A 20799-nucleotide genomic window follows, 5' to 3' on the forward strand; every position below is an offset into this window, starting at 1 on the left:
GCTATCGACGAACCAGTGCAGCAGCCGAATCAGCAGCTCGACGGCGGCGGCAGGCGAGTCCACCGGCGTGCCCATTTCCCGCCCGTCGGCACGAACTAATAACGCGCCCGAAGACTGCGCCGGCAAGGCGCCCGAAGCCCGCGCCGGCAAGCCCTCTTCCACCGAGCGCTCGATACGGAAATCCGCCGAGACTTCGCCCAGCAGCGGCGCAGCGCCGGCATCGATGGCCACGCCCATCTTGGCCGGCAGCGCCGGCAACGCATCGAGCCGGGCCTCCAAGCGTCGCGCCACCTCATGGGTATCGTCGCCCGGCTGCCAGTCGGGCGCCAGCAGCAGCGGCAGCCGACGCTCGTCTTGCGGGTCCGCCGCCACCAGGCCGTGCTCGACGAGAAAGGCCATCAACCCGGGCCAGTTGGCGTCGGATACGCCGCGCAGCTGCAGGTTGGCCCGATTGGTGAGTTCGATCAGGCCGCTGCCGAAGGTCTCGGCCGCCTCGCACAGGGCCAGCATCTGAAACCGGCTGAGCCGCCCCAGCGGGGGGCGCACGCGCACCAACAGCCCATCGCCGGAGGCCATGGGGCGCCAGGCGCCGGGACACCAGCCCTTGATCCGCGGTGCGCCCGCCGGCTCATTCGCCTGATTCGTCATGGCGACGCCACCTCCCGGGTTTCATCGATCTCCAGCAGCAGATCCTGCAGGGCCGGCCCCTGTTCGCCGGGCTCTCGCCACAGGCCGCGCTGAATGGCTTCGAGCAGGCGCTCGGCCATCTCCTCCATGGCCGCCGGATTGTGCTCGCGCAGGAATTGCTGATTCAGTGGATCCAGCACCAGCGCCTGGCTGACCTGGGCATACTGGTAGTCGGCCACCAGGTCGGTGGTGGCATCGTAGGCGAACAGGTAGTCCACCGTCGCCGCCATCTCCGCGGCGCCCTTGTAGCCGTGTTCGCGCATGGCCTCGATCCATTTGGGGTTGAGCACCCGGGAGCGGATCACCCGGGCCAGCTCCTGCTCGAGGCTGCGCATGCGCGGCTGCGCCGGATTGGCGTGATCGGCGTGATAGATGCTCGGCGCCTGGCCGCTGAGGGCGCGGCTGGCATTGGCCATGCCGCCCTGGAAGGCGTAATAGCCGTTGGAGTCGAGGATGTCGTGCTCGCGGTTGTCCTGGCTGTGCATTACCGCCTCCAGCCCTTCGAGCTGATGCTCGAAGGCCGCCCGGGCCGCCACCCCCGACTCGGGAAACTGGCCGTAGGCGTAGGCCCCACTCGCCAGGTAGGCGTCGGCCAGGTCATCGGCGTGCCGCCAGGCGCGCTCGTCGAGCAGCCGGTTGAGGCCGGTGCCGTACTCACCGGGCCGGCTGCCGAAGACCCGATAGCCGGCCTCCCGCTCCGCCTGCTCAGGTGAGCGGCCCTGCGCCTCGAGTTCCTGCCGGCGCGCCATGACCGCCGCACGAATGGTGTTAGCGTCCCCCGGCTCCTGGTACTCGGCCACCGCCCGTACCGCCCGGTCGAACAGGCGGATGACGTTGGCGAAGGCGTCGCGGAAGAAGCCGGAGACCCGCAGGGTGACGTCCACCCGCGGCCGCCCCAGCAGCATGGCGGGAATCACCTCGATGTCGATCACCCGCCGCGAGCCCAGCGACCACACCGGCCGCACTCCCATCAGGGCGAAGGCCTGGGCGATGTCGTCGCCGCCGGTGCGCATGGTGGCGGTACCCCAGATCGACAGGCCCAGCCGCCGCGGATAGTCGCCGTGATCCTGCAGGTAGCGCTCGACGAAGGCCCGGGCCGAGGCTTCGCCCAGCGACCAGGCGGCCGGCGACGGAATCGAGCGGTTGTCGACGCTGAAGAAGTTGCGCCCGGTGGGCAGCACGTCCAGGCGCCCGCGACTGGGCGCACCGCTCGGTCCGGGAGGGACGAAACGCCCCTCGAGGCCAACCAGCAGCGACTGGATCTCCATCTCGACGCCGCGCTGCATCGCCGCCCAGAGCCCGCCGCGCACATGGCTCAGCTGCTCGGCGGTAGCCGGATAGTCATGGGCCAGGCTGGTCAGGCTGCCCTCCGTCACGACGTGCGTCTCCACCAGGCGGTGGGCCAGCAGCTCCAGGCGCTCGCGGGTATCGGCGGCGCTGCGCCAGGGGGAATCGTCCAGCTCGGCCAGCGCTGTCGGCCGCGGACCGTGCCAGGACTCAGCCCCGGCCGCCAGGGGGTCGAACTCCGGCGGTAGGCCCAGGTCGGCGGCCAGGTTGTGCAGCAGGCCGCGCTGGGCCGGCTTATCGCCCCGCGGCAGCCGCAGGATGGCGACCAGGGTTCCGGCCAGCTTGTCCCGGGGCGGCAGGCTGCCCAGCACGTGCAGGCCGTGGCGGATCTGGGCCTCCTTGATGTCGCACAGGTAGGTGTCCAGCTCGTTGAGCAGGTGCTCGTCGTCCGTCTGCCCGGCCGCTTCCCCGCCTGTTCTACCCTGCGCCAGCTCGCGGTCGATCCCGGTATCGCGCAGGTGGCCGAGGATGCGCTCGCGCAGCAGGGTCTCGCGGCGTGGGTCCATGCCCAGGGCCTGGTAGTACTCGTCGGTCAGCGCCTCGAGTTCGGCCATGGCGCCATAGAGTTCGGCGCGGGCCAGCGGCGGCATCAGGTGATCGACGATCACCGCCTGGCTGCGGCGCTTGGCCTGGGCGCCCTCGCCCGGGTCGTTGACGATGAAGGGGTAGAAGTGCGGCAGCGGCCCCAGGGCGACATCCGGCCAGCACTCGGCACAGAGCGCCGTGCTCTTGCCCGGCAGCCACTCCAGGTTGCCGTGCTTGCCGACGTGGATCAGCGCATCCACCCGGTAGTGCTCGCGCAGCCAGAGATAGAAGGCCAGGTAGCTGTGGGGCGGCACCAGCTCGCTGTCGTGATAGCTCTTGGTGAGGTCGGCGCCAGGCCCTTCACGAATGTCGCGCAGCGGCTGGATGCCGACGAAGGTTTCGCCCAGGCGAATGCCGGCGATCATCAGCCGGCCCTGGCGATGCTTGGGGTCCTCGCTGGGCGCGCCCCAGCGCTGCCACACCGCCTCCTGCAAGGTTTGCGGCAGGGTCCGGAACCAGGCCATGTAGTCGTCGAGGGCGATGCTCTGCCAGCAGCCGCGCTGCTCCAGCCCGCGGGGGTCGTTGGTCACCCCCGCCTGCAGATGCCGCACCAGGGCATCGCCATCCGCTGGCAGGTCGTCGACCGGATAGCCCGCCGCCGCCAGGGCGCGCAGGATCGCCAGGGTCGAGGCCGGCGTGTCGAGGCCAACGCCGTTGCCGATGCGCCCATCGCGATTGGGGTAGTTGGCCAGCACCAGCGCCAGGCGCTTCTTCCGGTTCGGCGTGCGCTGCAGATCGCTGAAGCGTCGCGCCAGCCGGGCGACGAAGGCGGCGCGCTCCGGGTGCAGGGAGTGGCGAATCACCGGCAGTTGGCAGCGCTCGCTGTAGTGGGCCTCGCTCTTGAAGCCCACCGCCCGGGTCATGATGCGGCCGTCCATCTCCGGCAGCACCACCTGCATGGCCATGTCGCGGCTGCGCAGGCCGCCGGCCTCGGCCTGCCAGTCCTCTTCGGTGCTGCTGGAGAGGATCGCCTGCAGCACCACCGGCCGGCCGACGAAGAGCCCCGCGAGGTCCTGATCGAGCTGCTCTTCCACCGGCGCCTCGCTCTCGTCGGCATGACGATTGACCGAGAAGCCGGTGGTATTGATCACAATGCCGGCCCCGGTCTGCTCGAGCAGATGATTGACGAAGGCCAGGCAGGCCGACTCCTTGAGCGAGGCCACCGCCACCGCCAGGGGCGCGAACCCCTGGGCCTCGAGCACCTCGAGCAGGCCATCCAGCACCGCCGTGTTGGCGCCCTGTAGATGGCTGCGATAGAACAGCAGCAGGCAGACCGGGCGCGTCGCGTCCTGCTGCCTGCGCCACTCGTTGAGCGTCACCGCCGACTGGTCCTGCAGGGATTTCCGGGCGGATGTTCCGGGAAAATAGAGCAGCGCCGCGGGTAGCGCCTGGGGTTCGCGCCACGCCAGCGGCAGCCCAAGACACTCGCTGCCGATACAGCGCAGTAGCTGCTCTGCATTGTCGACCCCGCCCTCGCGCAGGTAGCGCCAAACCCGATGGGCCGTGGCGACAGGCACGCTGGAGTCCGCCAGCAGGGCGTCGTCCGGGGCGTCACAGCCCGGCACCAGGATCAACTGGCGGCGCCGGTCGGCAGCGGCCCAGGCCAGCAGGCGCTCATGGCCGTAGCGCCAGTAGCCGCTGCCGCCCAATAGCGAGACGATCACCAGCCGCGCCTGCTCCAGCACCCGGTCTTCGTAGAGGTCGTAGGCGGCCGGCTTGATCAGGTTCATCCAGTTGGCCAGGCGCAGCGAGGGAAAGCCCTCACCGCCGCTCTCGGCCAGACGCTCCGCCGCCTGGGCCAGGGCCGACAGGCTGCTGTCGGCGGCCGACAGGATGACGACCTCGGCGGGGCTCTGCTGCAGATCGACGATACCCTCGTCGTCGACGAAGCCCCCCGGCTTGGCGGCGAAGAGATGCATCAGGGGCTCGTCGCGATCTCGGTATCCGCCAGGGCATCGCGCAGCGCCGCGCTATCCAGCCCCTTGCCGATGAAGACGAGCTGGGTAGCCCGCGGCTCGTCCTGTCCCCACAGCCGGTCGAAGTAGCCGTCCAGGCGCTCGCCCACGGCCTGGATCACCCGGCGCATGGGCTTGCCGGGAATCGCCGCGAAGCCCTTGGCGCGATAGATCTCGTGGTTCTGCAGCAGTTGCTGCAGGCGTGCCGCCAGGGCCTCGCCGTCGACCTCTCCCAGGCGGATCACGCAAGAGTCGAAGTGATCGTGGGCGTGGTCGTGGTGGGCGCCCTCGGCATGGTGGCGGTCGTGGTGGTTGTCGATATGGTCGATGCCCTCCTCGCTGGCCGCGCCGATGCCCATCAGCGCCTCCAGTTGGGCGCGGTCCTCGGCCAGCCCCTTGTCGATGAACAGGGTCTTCACCGATGCCGGCACCCGCTGTGCGACCAGCGCTTCCACCCGGGCCCGTTCGGCCGGGTCGAGCAGGTCGGTCTTGCTGACCAGCACCAGATCCGCCGCGCTGAGCTGGTCGTCGAGCAGCTCACGCAGACTGGGGTCATGATCGAGGGACTCGTCGGCGCGGCGCTGGGCCTCCACCCTCTCCACGTCGTGGGCATAGCGGCCGGCAGCCACCGCCGGACCGTCGACCACGGTGATGATGGCATCCACGGTGCAGTGCTGACGCACCTCCGGCCAGTTGAACGCCTGCACCAGCGGCTTGGGCAGGGCCAGGCCGCTGGTCTCGATCAGGATATGATCGATCGTGTCGCGGCGGGCCATCAGCGTCTTCATCACCGGCAGGAACTCCTCCTCCACGGTGCAGCAGATACAGCCGTTGGCCAGCTCATAGATGCCGTTTTCGACCTCCACCGGAGCGTCACCCGCCTCGTCACGGCCTTCTTCATTACCCTCTTCACAGCTCAAGGCACAGCCGCGCAGCAGGCTGGAGTCGATGTCCTGCTCGCCGAACTCGTTGACGATGACGGCGATGCGCTTGCCGGTGACCTGGCGCAGCATGGCGGCCAGCAGGGTGGTCTTGCCGCTGCCCAGGAAGCCGGTCACCACCGTGGCGGGAATCTTGTTCAGGTTCATCCTTGGGACTCCAGTGAAGTGATGGAATGAGTCTCTAAAGCGCTTGCCGACTGCCCGCTCGCCGTGAACAGCCGGGCCAGGGCGTCGGGATTGTCAGGAAAGAACAGATGCAGGTAGCTGGCCGTGAGGCCGCGCTGACGGTAGATCGCCTCGCCCGGTGCGGGGTGGCGCTGACGCCGACAGAAGGCGATGGGCGCAGGCGTGCCTTCCGCCACCGAGCGATGATGCGCGTGGCCACGCACCGGCCCTTCCGGCAGTTCGGCGGTCTGCATGCCCTGACAGCCGCGGCGTCCGCGCATGGCGCCGTGGCCCGGCAGCAGCCCCAGCATGGTGTGGGTCTCGCCGTCGATATCGGTCAAGCTCTCCAGGCAGTAGAGCAGGCCGCCGCACTCGGCGAGGATCGGTTTGTCGGCGGCGAAGAAGCGGCGCAGTTCGTCGCACATCGACGCGTTCGCCGCCAGCTGTGCGGCGTGCAGCTCGGGATAACCGCCCGGCAGCCACAGCGCATCGCAGGGAGGCAGGTGGCGGTCGGCCAGGGGCGAGAAGAAGCGCAGGGTCGCCCCCATACGCTCCAGCAGATCCAGGTTGGCCTGGTAGATGAAGCTGAAGGCTGCGTCCCGGGCCACGCCGATGACCTGCCCTCGCAGCAATGGCATGGGGGCCTCGGCGGCCTGGCGCGGGGCCTCGAAGGTAACCGGCGGCAGCTGCAGCAGCGCCTCCGCCAGCCCCTCGGCGTCCAGCACCCTGGCACCGGCCTCGAAGCGCTGCTCCAGCTCGGCGCGGATCTCGTCGGCCTGCACCAGTCCCAGGTGACGTTCGGGCAGGGTCAGCGCTCCGTCCCGCGCCACTGCAGCAAGCAGCGGAATCTCGGCAGGCAGAGCGGACTCGATCAGCTCACGGTGACGCTGCGAGGCGCAGGCGTTGGCGATCAGCCCGGCAATGTGGATATCGTCACGAAAGCCCGCCAGGCCGGCCACCAGCGCCGCGGCGGTCTGGGCCATGCCCTTGACGTCCATGACGATGACCAGCGGCAGGCCGAACAGGGCGGCCAGGTCGGCGCTGGAGGGCTCGCCGTCGAACAGCCCCATGGCGCCCTCCACCAGGATCAGGTCCGCCTCGCAGGCCACCTCGAAGAAGCGCTGGCGGCAGTAGGTCTCCCCCGCCATCCACAGGTCGAGCTGGTCCACCGGCCGGCCAGAGGCCTGGGCCAGAATCTGAGGGTCGAGGTAGTCCGGCCCCGTCTTGAACACCCGCACCACCTTGCCGCGGTTGCGCAGCAGCCGGGCCAGCGCCGCGGTCAGCGTGGTCTTGCCCTGGCCCGAGGCCGGTGCAGCGATGAACAGCGCAGGACAGGCAGCGCTCACCCGCTCGATAGGTTCCTTCATCACGCCTGGCCTCCTGGCCGTGAACGGCCCGCCGGCAACGGCAGGCGACAATAGCGGGCGCCGAGCTGCTCGGCGATGGTCTCGCCCCGTCCCCGCTTCACGGCGCCTTGTTCGGTATCGACGACCAGGCAATCGCCCAGCGCCGGCAGGCCGGCCAGGGATTGCCGGGTGCGGCCGTCGGTGATCAGGTAGGTGCGTATGCGCAGGTCGGCCTCCTGCCGCCGCCATTGGCGAATCAACCGCGCCGCCTGCAGCACGACCTGGCGCAGCGGTGTGCCGCCACCGCCGTCAGCATTGTCGAGCCGCTCACGCAGCGCCTTGGGCGCACGGCGGCGCAGCAGGATCGGTGTGACACCGTCATTGCCGAAGCCGAGCACGGCCATTTGCTCGCGGGCGGCATAGGCCTGCCGGGCCAGCTGCTCGACCAGCCCCTTGGCCCGCCCCAGCAGTTGCCGCCCCAGGGTCGAGGCGGAGGTATCCAGCAGCACCAGATGAACCGTCGGCGGAGCGGCTTGCATCTTGCGATGCTCCAGCCGACGCCAGGGCCAGCGGCCGCGGTTAGCGACCAGGGTGGCGAACCAGTCCGGCCGGGGCGATGCCAGGTAGGAGCGACGCTGATGCCCCCGACGCCTGACCACAGCAGGCGCCTGGGAAGCCTTGGCGCAATCGGGTCCACGCTCATGCGCGAGCATGTCCGACAGGCTCGGGGCCGACACGCTGACGCTTTTCTGCGCTACCGGCGGCATGGCGCCCCACTGCCCCTGGCCGCTTGAGCCGGCCGTGTCGCCACCGGGACCTGCCGGCCCGCTCGACGCGGGTGGCGTACCGGAGCTTGGCGGCGGGGGCGGGTTATGGGCCGAGTGCTTGCCTGGCTCCTGGGCAGGCGGCGAGGTCCGCCGATGCGCCAGCACCCAGGGCTCGACGATATCCAGATCTTCCCTGGCCACGGCAGCGGCACCACGCCAGGCGGCGTGGGCCTGGGCAGCACGATGCCAGGTCACGTCCGCCCGCAGCCCTTCGACGCCGGCCTCCTGACAGCCCAGCGCGATGTGCTCGTAAACCCACGTCTCGCTGACGATCTCCGCCAGCGCCGACTGGGCACGCCGGATACGCTGGGTCAGCGCTGCCTGGGCCTCGGCGTGGCGTGCCACATAGCCCTGGGGGTCGCGGTCGAAGGCTTCGCGCTGCTGCACGATGGCGATGCGCTCTTCCACACTGACCGAAGCGTGCTGTTCGAGGCAGAGGCCGAAGCGGTCGAGCAACTGCGGGCGCAGCTCGCCCTCGTCCGGGTTCATGGTGCCGATCAGGCGGAAACGAGCGGGATGGGAATGGCTGACACCGTCGCGTTCGACGACGTTGGTACCGCTGGCGGCCACGTCGAGCAGCAGGTCCACCAGGGAGTCCGGCAGCAGGTTGACTTCGTCGACGTAGAGCACGCCGCCGTGCGCCTTGGCCAACAGCCCCGGCTGGAAGGACGCCTCGCGTTCGGCGAGTACCCGCTGCAGGTCCAGGCTGCCGGTCAGGCGTTCTTCGCTGGCCCCTAGGGGCAGGGTAACGAAGGGCGGTCGGTGCCCTTCGCCATCGTCGGGCAGGATCGCCGCCAGGGCCCGCGCCAGGGTGGATTTCGCACTGCCACGCGGCCCGCTGATCAGCACGCCGCCCACACGAGGGTGGATGGCGTTGAGCAGCAGCGCGGTCTTGAGCTCTGCCAGGCCGACCACGGCGACGAAGGGAAACTCGCTCACGGCAGCCTCACCATGCACCGGCTGGACACGCAGCGGCACACGGCCGACAAGCCATCGGTCGCAAACGACAACGACCCCACGAAAGGGGCGAATGGAACGAACGCAGACACGGCATCTCCTCGGTGCCCACCGCACCGGTACGGGATGATGATGGATTGATGGGCCGGTCTCCGGGCTCGAGGAGGACGCCAGAACGACGTCGAAGCCTGCACCTTCCCAGCACAATGCCAGTGGTTCTTGCAGGCGACTCACTCATTACCGTTGCGGGGGCAGCGATGGAATTGGCCTACGGCCTCACCATACTTCCCGATTATCCCCTAGGCACAGGGGCACCCATGTCAGTCGGCCCATCGTAAAGGAACTGGCGCGACCGGCGCAATGCAGAAAAAATATGTTATAGTATAACAATTGCTTTTCATCCCCGAATCCTGGCAATCTTCGCCGCAACGGCCGAAGTGCTGTGACGCTCCCCTCTAACATCAAGACAAACCGACTATTAACTTACGACCATTTGGAACATATGCCATGAACAACGCACGAAGATTAATGGCCATTCTTACCTTTTTTCCTTCTTCATTTCTCATGGCAGGTGCTACCGATTACCCGATCACCCTTACCAATTGCGGCACGGAAGTCCGCTTCTCTTCCGCTCCTGAAAGCACCGTTACTGTTGGGCAATCCGCCACCGAGATTCTCTACTCCCTGGGCCTTGCCGACCGGGTGCTCGGCACCTCGGTCTGGTTCAACCCCGTGCTGCCGGAGTTTAGCGAAATCAACGCCGGCATCGAACGACTGGCCGACAATGATCCGAGCTTCGAATCCGTGGTGAATCGTCGACCGGAGCTCGTCGCGGCTCAGTACGAGTGGCATGTCGGGCCCACCGGCAGCGTGGCGAGTCGTGAGCAGTTTCACGAGCTGGGCATCGCCACTTATGTGATGCCCGCCGACTGCGACACCAAGGACAACAGCACCGGCGGCGACGGCACCCGTACCGCTGCCTTTTCCCCCGCGCATGTCTACAAAGGCATCACCGAGCTGGCTGCTATTTTCGACGTGCAGGAGGCCGGCAAAGCGCTGGTGACCGATCTCGAAGCTCGTGAATCCGATGCCATTGCCAAGGCCGAAAGCCTGGAGCTCCCTCAAGATCTGTCGGCAGTTTTCTGGTTCTCTTCTCCCGATAGCTCGGTGGATCCTTACGTTGCCGGTAGGCTTGGCGCACCCGGCTACATGATGGAGCAACTGGGTATTCGCAACGTCATTCAATCTGATGAGGAGTGGCCTATCGTCGGCTGGGAATCCATTGCCCGCTCCGACCCTGACCTGATCGTTATCGCGCGCATGGATCGCCGACGTTTTCCCGCCGACGACATCGAAGAAAAGCTGAACTTTCTGCACAATGATCCGGTGACCCGAGAGATGACGGCGGTGAAGAACGGCAACATCGTCGAGATGGATGCTCATGCAATGAGTGCCACCATGCGCACGATCTTCGGCCTGGAATCGCTGGCCGATGCCTTGACGACGCTCTCCTTCGAACGATGAACCTGGCCGCGACATTGCGCTCACCAGTGGTGCTCCGATGGCGCTGGGTCTGGCTCGCGCCATCGATTCTGTTCCTGGCCGTGATGGCCGGCACCGCGATCGGCGAAACGGCGATTCCGCTGGAGACCATTCTCAAGGTATTGGCGAACCGGCTGTGGGGAGCGGAGCATGTCGTCGACCGAATCGACGCCGGCATCGTCTGGAACTACCGGCTCAGCCGCGCCATCCTCGCCGCCTGTTGCGGTGCCGGGCTGGCCTTGTCCGGCGTCGTCCTGCAAGCCCTGCTGCGCAACCCTCTGGCCGACCCTTTCCTGATGGGAATTTCCGCCGGCGCCTCGACCGGCGCCGTGGCGGTCACCATTGCCGGACTCGGAGCCGGCGCCGTGACGCTCTCTCTTGGCGCCTTTGCCGGTGCGGGGCTGGCGTTCTCCCTGGTGGTACTGCTCGCCCGTGCCGCCGGCAGCGGCACCGGGGGTGGGCGCAGCGCCCAGGCCGCAGGCGCCATCATTCTGGCCGGCATCGCCGGGTCACAGCTGTTCAATGCCCTCACCGCCTTCATCATTGCCAAGTCGGCTAATGCCGAACAGGCCCGGGGCATCATGTTCTGGCTGATGGGCAACCTCTCCGGGGTGCGCTGGGACGACGTCACCCTGGGCCTGCCCGCCGCCCTGGGCGGCCTGCTGGTGTGTCTGTGGTATCGGCGCGCCCTGGATGCCTTCACCTTCGGTGCCGACAGTGCCGCCTCGATGGGCATCGCCGTGCGCCGCGTGCGGGCAATCCTGATCGCCGTCATGGCGCTGGTGACGGCAACGATGGTGTCGATGGTCGGCGCCATCGGCTTCGTGGGGCTGGTGATTCCTCATGCCATGCGCTTTCTGGTGGGCAACCGCCACACCCGGCTGATACCGGCATCGGCGCTGGCCGGCGCCGTGTTCCTGATCGGCGCCGACATCATCTCGCGCGTCATCGTGCCGGGGCAGGTGCTGCCGATAGGCGTGGTCACGGCCTTGGTCGGGGCGCCGGCCTTCGCCGTCATTCTGATTCGTGGGACGAGAAGACGATGAGACTGACTGCGGAAGGCGTCGGCTGGACGATCCACGGACACAAGCTGCTGGATGACGTCAGCCTCAGCATTGCCCCCGGCGAGACCTTCGGCCTGATCGGCCCGAACGGCTCGGGCAAGACCACGCTGCTGCGCGTACTGGCCGGACTGCAACGACCGAAGCGTGGGCGTGTGCTGCTGGACGACCGGCCGATGCAGGCAATGCCCCAGCGCGATATCGCCCGTAGCATCGCTTTCGTCGAGCAGCAGGCGGAGACCCACGAGCGCATCGGCGCCAGAGAGGTGGTGGAGCTGGGCCGCACCCCCTTCCTCTCGCCGCTGCAACCCTGGACCGAGCAGGATGACGCCATCGTCCACCGCGCCCTCGAGGACGTCGGCATGCTGCCCCTGGCGGAGCGCCTCTGGCATACCCTCTCCGGCGGCGAGCGCCAGCGCGTGCACATTGCGCGCGCCCTGGCTCAGCAGCCGCGTATCCTGCTGCTCGACGAGCCCACCAACCACCTCGACATCCGCCATCAGCTCTCGATCCTGCGCTTGGTCAAGCAGTTGCCGGTCACGGTGGTCATCGCCCTGCACGACCTCAACCAGGCCATGGACTGCGACCGTATCGGCGTGATGGAGGCCGGCCGGCTGGTCGACCTCGGCACGCCCGAACAGGTGCTGACCGCCGCCAGGCTGCGCCGCACCTTCGGTGTGCAGGCCGACATCCTCGAAGATCCCGTCGATCAGAGCCGAATCATGCGCTTTCGCTGCGCACTATAAAAAGATCGGCGGAGAAGCCCGCCTGAGAAGCCCAACTCAGGCTTCCTCTCCTCATCTAACCGGCACGAACACCGGAGCGCCATCGATCTCGGCGGTGGCCAGTCGCTGGCCGTAGAGCCGCTCCAGGGCGGCGGGTACCAGCATGTTGTCCGCCGGGCCCCAGCACGCCTCGCCGTCGGGATAGAGCAGCAGCAAGTGGTCGCACCAGCGCGCCGCCAGGTTGAGATCGTGCAGGCACATCATCACCGCGCGGCCTTCGGCGGCCTGCTCGGCGAGCAGCGCCATCACCGCGCTCTGGTGGTGCAGGTCGAGATGGTTGGTGGGCTCGTCGGCAAGCCAGATCTGCGGCGCCTGGGTCAGCACCGTGGCGATCGCCAGGCGCTGGCGTTCTCCGCCCGAGAGCGTACTGACCAGACGCTCGGCCAGGTGCGCGACGTCGAGGCGTTCGAGTGCCGCCTCGGCCAGGCGCAGGTCTTCGCCGCCCTCCATCTGCCACGCCGAGAGCCATGGATGGCGACCGATCAGCGCCGTCTCACGCACCGTGGCGGGAAAGCCGTCGTGGCGCTCCTGGAACACCAGGCCCAGGGTACGCGCCACCTGTCGCCGCCCCAACGCCGCCAGTGGGCGACCGTCGATCAGCACCTGCCCTGCCCGCGGCCCACGCAGCCCGGCCAGGGTGTGCAGCAGCGTGGTCTTGCCGGCGCCGTTGGGGCCGAGCACGCCCCACACCTGCCCCGGCTCGACGCTGAGCGTGAGCGCTTGGCCGTCGCGCCGATCGGGCACGTCGATCACCAGCTCGCGGATCTCGAGGCGGTTCATCAGCGGCTCCGGTACAGCAGATAGAGGAAAGTGGGTACGCCGAGCAGCGCGGTGATCACCCCCACCGGCAACTGCTCCGGGGCGATCATGGTACGCGCCAGGGTATCGGCCAGCACCAGCAGGGTGCCGCCGGTCAGGGCGCAGGCCGGCAGGATCAGGCGCTGGTCGTTGCCCAGCACCAGACGCAGCATGTGCGGCACCACCAGACCGACGAAGCCGATGCTGCCGGCGGTGGTCACCGCAGTGGCGGTGAGCACGCTGGCCACGACGTAGATGGTCCACTCCAGCGGGCGCACGTTGACCCCAAGGGCCGCCGCCTGCAGCGGGCCGCGAGCCATGACATTGAGGCTACGCCCCAGCGGCATCAGCAGCAAGCAGATGACCAGCAGCAGCGCCAGCGGCGGCCAGGGGGAGCGCGAGTAGGAGAGATCGCCCATCAGCCAGTAGAGCATGCCGGGCAGGCGCTCGGCGGGGCTTATCGCCAGCATCAGGGTGATCACCGCGCCCCAGCCGGCGGCCACCACCACGCCGGTGAGCAGCAGCCGCGAAGGGGTCCAGCTGCCGGTACCGTGGGCCAGGCCGAACACCAGCAGCGTGGAGAGAAAGGCCCCAGCGAAGGCAGAGCCGGTGATCACCGCCCCACCCAGCCCCGCCAGCATCGCCGCCAGCGCCCCCACCGAGGCGCCGCCGGAAAGGCCCAGCACATAGGGGTCGGCCAGAGGATTGCGCAGCAGCACCTGCATCAACGCCCCCGCCACAGCGAGCAGGCCACCCACGGCGAAGGCCGAGAGGGAACGGGGAATGCGCAGGTCGAGAATCAGCGTGCGCGCCAGGGGGCTGCCTTCGCCGCGCGCCACCGCCCATACGTCGCCCAGCGACAGCGCGGCGCTGCCCAGGGTGACCGACACCAGCAGGGCCGTGAGACCCAGCAGCGCGAGCACGGCCAGCGGCGGCCACAATGAGCGCCGGGGCGTGATCATGCCGGCTTCAGCGCTTGGCACGGGCACGCTCGAGCTGCTCGCAGAACAGGCGGCTGCCCTCCAGCAGCCGCGGCGTGGGGCGCTGAATCAGCGACGGCGGCACGAAGTAGAGATTGTCGCGCTCGACGGCGGTCAGGCTGGGATACTGCTGCCAATGGGTCAGCCATCCGCGGTTCTCCTCGCCCATGCCGCCGGCCAGGATTGCCTCGGGGTCGGCGGCCAGCACCGACTCGTCGTCGATGCGCGGCACCAGCCGCGACAGCTCGCCGAAGACGTTGACGCCGCCGCACAGGGTCAGCACCTTGCCGATCAGGTGCTCGTCGTTGATGGTCATCAGCGGCTCGTCCCACACCTGGTAAAACACCGATATCGGCTCGGCATCGGCGTAGCGCTCGGCCAGCGCCGCCATGCCGTCGCGGAATTTGGCGGCGACCCGCTCGCCCTCGTCGCGGGTATCGGCCAGCAGTGCCAGGCGCTCGATGGCGCCGGAAACGCCCTCGAAGTCCCGCGGCTCGATGTAGAACACCGGCATGCCCAGCGCCTCGATGGTCTCGAGCTGCTCGGGCGGGTTGCCGGTCATCCAGCCGATCACCAGATCGGGGGTCAACGTCACCAGGGTTTCCAGATCCATGCGGGTATGGCTGCCCACCGATGGCACGTCCCTGGCCTCTGGCGGATAGTCGCTGAAGGCCACCACCGCCACCACCTTCTCCCCCGCCCCGGCGGCGTAGACCAGCTCGGTGGCGCCGGGCGAGAGCGCGGCGATACGCCTGGCCGGTGCCTCGAGGCACACCTCCCGCTCGCGGTCGTCGATGGCACACAGCGCATCGGCATGCGCCTCGCCGGCCACCGGCCCCGACAGGGCCAGCGTCAGCAAGGCACCAGAAAATGCGGCGGGGCCGAGGGCCCCGCCGAATCGGCCGCTACTGGCCAAAGTGGACACTGACGAAGGCCGCACGGCCTGCATTGAGGTAGTCATCGCCATCGAAGAAACGTGTCGTGACATACTCCTTATCAAGGGCATTCTCCACAGTCAGTCGAGCCGACCACAGCGGGGCGAATTGCCACCCGGCGCGCAGATTGACCAGCCCGAAGCCACCGATTCGATCCGTGTTGGCGGCATCTTCGTAGCGATAGCCCTGCAGAACCCAGGAGCCCCCCAGGGACCACTCGCCCAGCTCACGATCCACGTCGAAACGGGCGCTCTGACTGGCACGGCGCCTAAGACGATTTCCGGTAGCCCGATCTTCAGGGTCGGTATAGGTCGCGGCGGCAGCTAGCGTCCAATCATCTATCTCTGCGCCCACGGAGAGTTCGACACCACGGATACGCGTAGTGGGTACGTTCGTTGTCGGCTGCCCCATTTGTTGCCAGACGATCAGGTTGTCAATATCGGTCTGATAAAGTGCGGCATCCCAGAACCAGCGCACAAATTGGCCACGTACTCCAAGCTCCACTGTTTCGGAGGTTTCCGCTTCTAACTCGGGATTGCCAAACCCCGGCCAATAGAGGTCATTGAAGCTGGGCGCCCTGAAAGCCGTACCGTAGCTCGCCCGCAGCGTATGCTGGGTATTTATGTCATACCCCACTGCCAGGCTGCCCGTCACTTCGTCGCCATAAGCCTCGTTATCGTCGAAGCGCAGGCTGGCCTGCACCGCCAAGGGGGAAAAATCGAGCAGCGCCTGGGTAAAGACAGCCTTGTTATCGCGATCTTCTACATCATAAGGACCATCCCAAGGCGAGTCCCCCGTGATACTACCAGCCACACTGTCGTTCATATATTCCGCGCCAACGACAACTTCATGTGCACCAGCGCGAAGCGTATTCTCCCAGCGGACCGTGCGCGTCTGCGTATCAAGAATAGACCCCCAGAAGTGGTTGACACCTTCATCGCGCGCTTCGCTCAGCGTCAAACGACTACTCCAACTGTCAGTTACAGGCAATTCTCCATAAATTCCCGCCACCTGCTGAACATAGTCGGTCGTTGCCTGCGAGCCGCTCTCGTCGTACTCGGTAGTACCTCGTGCTCGCAGCGCCAGAAATCCGACTTCCGCGCCACTACCAAAGGTATGCGACATTCGCGCCAGCGCTGTGGTGTTGTCATAGCCCATATCCTCTCCACCACGACGTACCGGGGTACCGTCCGTGGTGAAATGGCTGCCGGCAAAGCTGTAACGGGTGCCGCCGCTGCTGCCGGAGAGTCCGGCGCTGTAGCGCTGGGTGTTGAAGGAGCCGCCGCCCACGGAGACGCGTGGGTGCGGCCCGCCCTCCTGCGCCTCATGGGTGAACAACTGCACTACCCCACCCACCGCATCGGCACCGTAGAGGCTGCCACGCGGGCCACGCACGATCTCGGCGCGCTGGAACATGCGCGGGTCGAGGAACTGCCAGGCCGCGCCACCCGCCGTCGCCGAGCGCAGGCGAATGCCGTCGATCATCAGCAGCGTCGATTCGTTGCCGGTACCACGCAGGTAGACGCTGCTGTTCTTGCCGAAGCTGCCGTTGGTGATGACGTCCACCCCCGGCTGGCCGCGCAGCATATCGGTAACGCTGGTGGGGTCCTGACGGCGCAGGGTGGCCTCGTCGAGTACTGTCACCGAGGAGAGCGTCTCGTCGGCGGTGCGCGGCGCCAGGGTGGCGGTGATCACCATCGGATTGAGGGCGACGACATCGGTGTCTTGATTGACCGTGGTCTGGGCCTGAACGGCCAGAGGAAGCGCTGCCAGGCCGAAGGCGGCCAGGCCCTGCGCAGCCATAGGGAGCGCAGCCAGGTGAGGTTTGGTTTTCATTTTGATTCCCTTGCTCGCCGTGCCTACCCGCACGGTCTTCTAGGCGAAGCCGGGGTGGCGTGAAGGGATCGAGAAAGGGAGAGGTGAACGGCGGCGCCTGCCCTGCCTCGAGGTAGCCCACCGCAACCCGGCAAATTATCTCAGGCCGGTCTCCGGGCTGACGAGCGAAGCGTCGACTGCACGCTTCGGGTCCATCGCCTTCCCATGCAAAGCACAGTGGCGTGATGATGGACCTACACTCGATCACCGTTGCGGGGGCAGCGTCGGAATGCGCCTCTTCGTCTTGCGAAGAGAGTCACCGACTTCCCGTTTAACCTCGATAGGACATGAGGCGCCTGAGAGTGGGCGTAAGCTAGCAATCTCGCGCCAGGGCGTCAACGCAGGGTTAGGCGTGTATTGAGACAGATCAAAGCGTTAGCGATTTCACCAGCCCATTCCATACGTACCAGACCCGCTCGCAGCGGGCCGCGGCGTCCTGGGCCAGCCAACCATTGAGGTCGCGCAGGCGCCTGTTCTCCCGGCCGAGCGGCACGATGCCGCGGCCCATTTCGAGCAGGATCAGTACGGCCTGACCGCCCTGTTCGGTCTCCCAGGCGCGCAGCGCGTCGAGTTCACGCACCATGGCCTGGCGCAGCCGGTCGTCGCTCCGCTCATCGGCGAGCCGCTGGCCGATCCAACGCTCCCAGCCCTCCAGCACCAGGCAGCGGGTTTCCGTCAGCGAGCGCCAGGCCTCGAGCCGGCAGCCGGCATGGGCGGAGTACCAATGCGGGGTGTCGAAGTGCTGCCTTATGGCGTCGCGCTTGCCGGCGCAGGCACCGCCGATGAAGAGCTGCATTGCCAGCGTCCCTCTTCGTTGATGGAAAACGAGAAGCGGCGTCCCTCTGCCTGGACGACGTCACCCTGCCAGAAGCCGATGCCCTCGAAGCGGCGGCGCAGCTCGCGAATCACCCCGCCATGGGTGACCACCAGCACACGACGTTGGCCAAGCGCCGTGCAAGCGCTCAACACATCGCCGAACCAGGCGTCGAGCCGCCGGCCCAGGTCGGCGGTGGACTCGCCGCCGGGCGGCGGCTGCCGACCTTCGCTGTCGATCCAGGCGCGATAGAAGGGCTGCGACTTCAGCTCATCGTAGGTACGCCCCTCGTAGTCGCCGAAATCGAGCTCGCGCAGGCGCGCATCGAAGTGCGTCGGCCAGGCCCTCTCGCGCCCTTCGACCACGTGCGCCAGGGTCTGCCGACAGCGGGTCAGGTCGCTGCAGTGCACGGCGTCGAAGGTCTGCTCCTCCAGCTCCCCGCGCAACCGGTCGAGGCCCGGCAGGGCGTCGGGCAGCAGCAGCGGGATGTCGCGTTGCCCCTGGTAGCGACGCTCGCGATTCCACTGCGTCACCCCGTGACGAACGACCACCAGCTCCAGGCGACCAGCAGCAGCCATAGCTCTCCTCCCTCGATTGCGGTTCCGACGATATCGCCGTTGATGCCCTTGAAGGCGCGCAGCATGCCCCAGGCATAGAGCATCAGGAACGGCGTCAGTGCAAGGCACAGCCACATCCCACCCGGCACCAGCACGGCCAGCGGCAGCAGCGGCAGCGCCGCGAGCCAGAGATCGCGCGTTGTGAGGTCACGCTTCCAACTGGCGGCCATGCCCTCGGGCCGCGCCGCCGGAGCCAGTACCAGCAGCGCCACGGCAGAAAAGCGCCCCAGCCCCAGAATCATCACCAACAGCAGCAGGTTCGTGCCGATGTCGATCATCACGAACAGCAGCGCGGCCTTCCACAGCAGCAGGAACACCAGCGCCAGGATACCGAAGCTGCCGACATGGGGGTCCTTCATGATCTCCCACTTGCGTTCCAGCGGCGCGTTGCTGCCCAGGGCGTCGGCCACGTCCATCAGGCCGTCCAGGTGCAGCCCACCGGAGAGCGCCACCCACAGCGTGAGCAGCGCCAGCGCCAGCAGGGCGTCGGGCAGCAAGTTCTCGAGCAGCGCGGCCACCGCCACCAGCAGGCCGCCGAGCAGCACGCCAACCAGCGGATAGCAGCGCACCGCCCAGCGCCGGGTGGCCGGCGTCCAGGGGCAGGCGACGGGCAGCGGCAGCCGGGTCAGGAACTGCAGCGCCAGCACCAGGCCGTAGGCGGCGCCTTTCATGATGGCTCTCCATCACGGCGCTTCCACACCTGCGGCAGCCCGGCCATCACCTGGATCACCTCGTCCGCCTCCTGCGCCACCAGGCGGTGAACCCGCTGTAGAAAGGCCAGGTAGCGCCACACCTCGGCGTCCTCGGGGGGCATGCCCTCGTTGACGTCGTTGGAGACGATCACCAGCGCCACGTCGCGTCGCCGGGCCTCGGCCAGCAGGTGCTCGAGCATGGCGATGCCCCGCACCTCGGCGAGCTCGCTGTCATGCTCGCTGGAATAGAGCAGCTGGCTGGCCCACAGGGTCAGGCAGTCGAGCAGCAGCGTGCCGCCCGGCTCCACCTGCTCGAGGGCAGCAATGAGGTCCACCGGTTCCTCCAGGGTGATCCAGCCCTCGCCCCGGGCTTGCCGATGGCGGCCGATGCGGGCCTGCCACTCGCCATCGCTGCCGCTCCTCGCGGTCGCCAGGTAATAGCGGGCCCCGCCCCGTTCGGCCTGCCAGCGTCGTGCCAGGGCTTCGGCATGGGTGCTCTTGCCGGAGCGCGCCCCGCCGCTGATGAAAGCGATCATGGATTTCTCCAGCGGGTGATGGCTTCGACCAGCTGAGCATTCTCCTTGCGCGAGCGCACCGCCACCCGCAGCCAGGCACCCTCGAGGCCGATAAAATTGTGGGTATGGCGCACCAGGATGCCGCAGCGCGCCAGGTGTTCCAGCAGCGCCGGCATCGACTCGCCGTGCGCATCCCTGAACAACAGGAAGTTGGCGTGGGAAGGCACGACGTCGAGCCCCAGCGCCTCGAGCTCGGCATGCAGCCAGGGCCGCTCGGCGTCGAGCCAGGCGCGGGTCCGTGCCAGATAGTCACGATCCGCCAATAGCGGCGCGACCAGCCCCGCCGCCAGGGCGTTGACGCTCCACGGCGGCTGCAGCTCGCCGATACGCCCTACCGCTGTGGCCGAGCCCAGCAGGTAACCCAGCCGCAGGCCGGGAATGGCGTACAGCTTGGTCATCGAGCGCAGCAGCAGCAGATTGTCGAAGCGGGCCAGCAGCGGCGTGAGCCGCTCATCCGGCGTAACGAAATCGACGAAGGCTTCGTCCACCACCAGCGTGGCGCCGTGGCGCTGGCCTGCCGCCAGCAGGCGCTCGATCCGCTCTCGCTCGATCAGCGTTCCGGTGGGGTTGTTGGGGCGGCACAGGAACAGCGCGCCGGCATCGCGCATGGCCTCAGCGACACCCGCTTCGTCCAGCATGAAACGGTCCCCCGTCAGGGCGAGAGGCTCCGTGGAGATGCCGTAGTGACGGCAGGCGCGCGCATATTCGCCGAAGGTGGGCTGCATGATCGCCGCCCGGCTCACCCCTTGCCTAGCCAGCAGCGCCGCGGCAAGGAAGATTGCCTCGGCGCCGCCGTTGGTCAACCGCACCTGTTCGGCGGGCAGCCCTTCGACGCGGGCGATGGCCTCGCACGCCTCGCGATAGTCGGAGTCGGGATAGGTGGCGAGCTCCGTCACGCTGGCGGCGAGCCGCTCAGCTAGCCAGGGCGGCGGCCCCAGCGGGTTGAGGTTGGCGCTGAAGTCGACGATCTCATTGTCGCCAGCGAGACCGAAGTGCGGCAACAGCTGCTCCGGACGCCCGCCGTGACTCGGCCAGTCGCTCATACGCCTCTCCCCTCGCTCATGCCCATGCGCTCCACGTCCCGGCCACACCGGCCATCAGCAGGAAGAAGACCACCCAGGCGCCGTGCATGTGGACCACGGCGCGCTGGATATGGACGACTCGCAGCACCTCGCGGGGCTCGCCCATGAGGGCCCGCTCGGACACCTGCCCGGCGTAATGATTGACGCCACCGAGCTGCACGCCGAGCAGACGCGCCATCATCGACTCGGGCCAGCCGGCATTGGGGCTGGGGTGGCCCGGCGCCTCGCGCCAG

General features: G+C 67.9%; 17 protein-coding genes, 1 pseudogene and 2 riboswitches. Of the genes and pseudogenes, 3 read left to right on the forward strand and 15 right to left on the reverse strand.

The genetic code is table 11. From position 1 onward, the window contains the following. The 5 genes and pseudogenes from B8115_RS18165 to B8115_RS18185 all read right to left on the reverse strand — a co-directional run. Window positions 1-648 (reverse strand): annotated as a pseudogene (locus B8115_RS18165) (hypothetical protein); the annotation flags it as partial. After that, on the reverse strand, window positions 645-4538 hold the full coding sequence (gene cobN / locus B8115_RS18170) for a cobaltochelatase subunit CobN (protein WP_010629267.1): 3894 nt from the start codon (window positions 4536-4538) through the stop codon (window positions 645-647). The gene cobN and the pseudogene B8115_RS18165, both read right to left, overlap by 4 nt. Further along, window positions 4538-5662 carry a cobalamin biosynthesis protein CobW gene (gene cobW, locus B8115_RS18175; RefSeq protein ID WP_010629268.1) on the reverse strand — a complete coding sequence of 375 codons (1125 nt, stop codon included), beginning with the start codon at window positions 5660-5662 and terminating at the stop codon, window positions 4538-4540. Before cobW ends, cobN begins: the two co-directional genes overlap by 1 nt. Next, window positions 5659-7047, reverse strand: a complete 1389-nt coding sequence (locus tag B8115_RS18180) for a cobyrinate a,c-diamide synthase (protein WP_010629269.1) — start codon at window positions 7045-7047, stop codon at window positions 5659-5661. The genes cobW and B8115_RS18180 overlap by 4 nt, the downstream gene beginning before the upstream one ends. After that, window positions 7047-8792 carry an AAA family ATPase gene (locus tag B8115_RS18185; RefSeq protein ID WP_035591573.1) on the reverse strand — a complete coding sequence of 582 codons (1746 nt, stop codon included), beginning with the start codon at window positions 8790-8792 and terminating at the stop codon, window positions 7047-7049. Before B8115_RS18185 ends, B8115_RS18180 begins: the two co-directional genes overlap by 1 nt. 143 nt (window positions 8793-8935) lie before the next feature. Next, a riboswitch (cobalamin riboswitch) is annotated at window positions 8936-9144 on the reverse strand. 194 nt (window positions 9145-9338) lie between these two features. Here B8115_RS18185 and B8115_RS18190 point away from each other — a divergent pair. The 3 genes from B8115_RS18190 to B8115_RS18200 are packed head-to-tail and all read left to right on the forward strand — an operon-like array spanning window position 9339 to window position 12159. Next, window positions 9339-10334: an ABC transporter substrate-binding protein gene (locus B8115_RS18190; protein ID WP_010629271.1), complete on the forward strand. Its 996-nt coding sequence runs from the start codon at window positions 9339-9341 to the stop codon at window positions 10332-10334. Beyond that, on the forward strand, window positions 10331-11398 hold the full coding sequence (locus B8115_RS18195; RefSeq protein WP_010629272.1) for an iron ABC transporter permease: 1068 nt from the start codon (window positions 10331-10333) through the stop codon (window positions 11396-11398). Before B8115_RS18190 ends, B8115_RS18195 begins: the two co-directional genes overlap by 4 nt. Continuing rightward, window positions 11395-12159, forward strand: a complete 765-nt coding sequence (locus B8115_RS18200) for an ABC transporter ATP-binding protein (RefSeq protein WP_010629273.1) — start codon at window positions 11395-11397, stop codon at window positions 12157-12159. The genes B8115_RS18195 and B8115_RS18200 overlap by 4 nt, the downstream gene beginning before the upstream one ends. 51 nt (window positions 12160-12210) lie before the next feature. Here the strand turns inward: B8115_RS18200 and B8115_RS18205 are convergent, their stop codons facing one another. The 10 genes from B8115_RS18205 to B8115_RS18250 form a co-directional block, all read right to left on the reverse strand. Further along, complete coding sequence (locus B8115_RS18205; RefSeq protein ID WP_010629274.1) at window positions 12211-12978, reverse strand: ABC transporter ATP-binding protein; 768 nt, start codon at window positions 12976-12978, stop codon at window positions 12211-12213. Then, the gene (locus B8115_RS18210) at window positions 12978-13958 is read right to left on the reverse strand and encodes an iron ABC transporter permease (protein WP_026038222.1); all 981 of its coding nucleotides are present in this window, start codon (window positions 13956-13958) and stop codon (window positions 12978-12980) included. Before B8115_RS18210 ends, B8115_RS18205 begins: the two co-directional genes overlap by 1 nt. Window positions 13959-13965: 7 nt before the next feature. Then, window positions 13966-14835: a cobalamin-binding protein gene (locus B8115_RS18215; RefSeq protein ID WP_010629276.1), complete on the reverse strand. Its 870-nt coding sequence runs from the start codon at window positions 14833-14835 to the stop codon at window positions 13966-13968. 46 nt (window positions 14836-14881) lie between these two features. Continuing rightward, a complete protein-coding gene (locus B8115_RS18220) occupies window positions 14882-16747 on the reverse strand; it encodes a TonB-dependent receptor domain-containing protein (RefSeq protein WP_010629277.1) in 1866 nt (621 codons plus the stop codon). Window positions 16748-16872: 125 nt separating this feature from the next. Continuing rightward, window positions 16873-17101: riboswitch (cobalamin riboswitch) on the reverse strand. Window positions 17102-17153: 52 nt separating this feature from the next. After that, window positions 17154-17582, reverse strand: coding sequence for a bifunctional adenosylcobinamide kinase/adenosylcobinamide-phosphate guanylyltransferase (locus B8115_RS18225; RefSeq protein ID WP_010629278.1), 429 nt, complete (start codon window positions 17580-17582; stop codon window positions 17154-17156). Continuing rightward, window positions 17534-18178, reverse strand: coding sequence for a histidine phosphatase family protein (locus tag B8115_RS18230; protein WP_010629279.1), 645 nt, complete (start codon window positions 18176-18178; stop codon window positions 17534-17536). The genes B8115_RS18225 and B8115_RS18230 overlap by 49 nt, the downstream gene beginning before the upstream one ends. Further along, a complete protein-coding gene (cobS, locus tag B8115_RS18235; RefSeq protein WP_010629280.1) occupies window positions 18130-18888 on the reverse strand; it encodes an adenosylcobinamide-GDP ribazoletransferase in 759 nt (252 codons plus the stop codon). Before cobS ends, B8115_RS18230 begins: the two co-directional genes overlap by 49 nt. After that, the gene (locus B8115_RS18240) at window positions 18885-19445 is read right to left on the reverse strand and encodes a bifunctional adenosylcobinamide kinase/adenosylcobinamide-phosphate guanylyltransferase (RefSeq protein WP_010629281.1); all 561 of its coding nucleotides are present in this window, start codon (window positions 19443-19445) and stop codon (window positions 18885-18887) included. Before B8115_RS18240 ends, cobS begins: the two co-directional genes overlap by 4 nt. Further along, window positions 19442-20527, reverse strand: coding sequence for a threonine-phosphate decarboxylase CobD (gene cobD, locus B8115_RS18245; RefSeq protein ID WP_010629282.1), 1086 nt, complete (start codon window positions 20525-20527; stop codon window positions 19442-19444). Before cobD ends, B8115_RS18240 begins: the two co-directional genes overlap by 4 nt. Before the next feature lie 16 nt (window positions 20528-20543). Continuing rightward, a partial coding sequence (locus B8115_RS18250) for a cobalamin biosynthesis protein (RefSeq protein WP_010629283.1) occupies window positions 20544-20799 on the reverse strand: 256 nt, incomplete at its 5' end.

The sequence above is a fragment of the Halomonas sp. KM-1 genome, from assembly GCF_000246875.1.
Lineage (GTDB): Bacteria > Pseudomonadota > Gammaproteobacteria > Pseudomonadales > Halomonadaceae > Halomonas > Halomonas aerodenitrificans.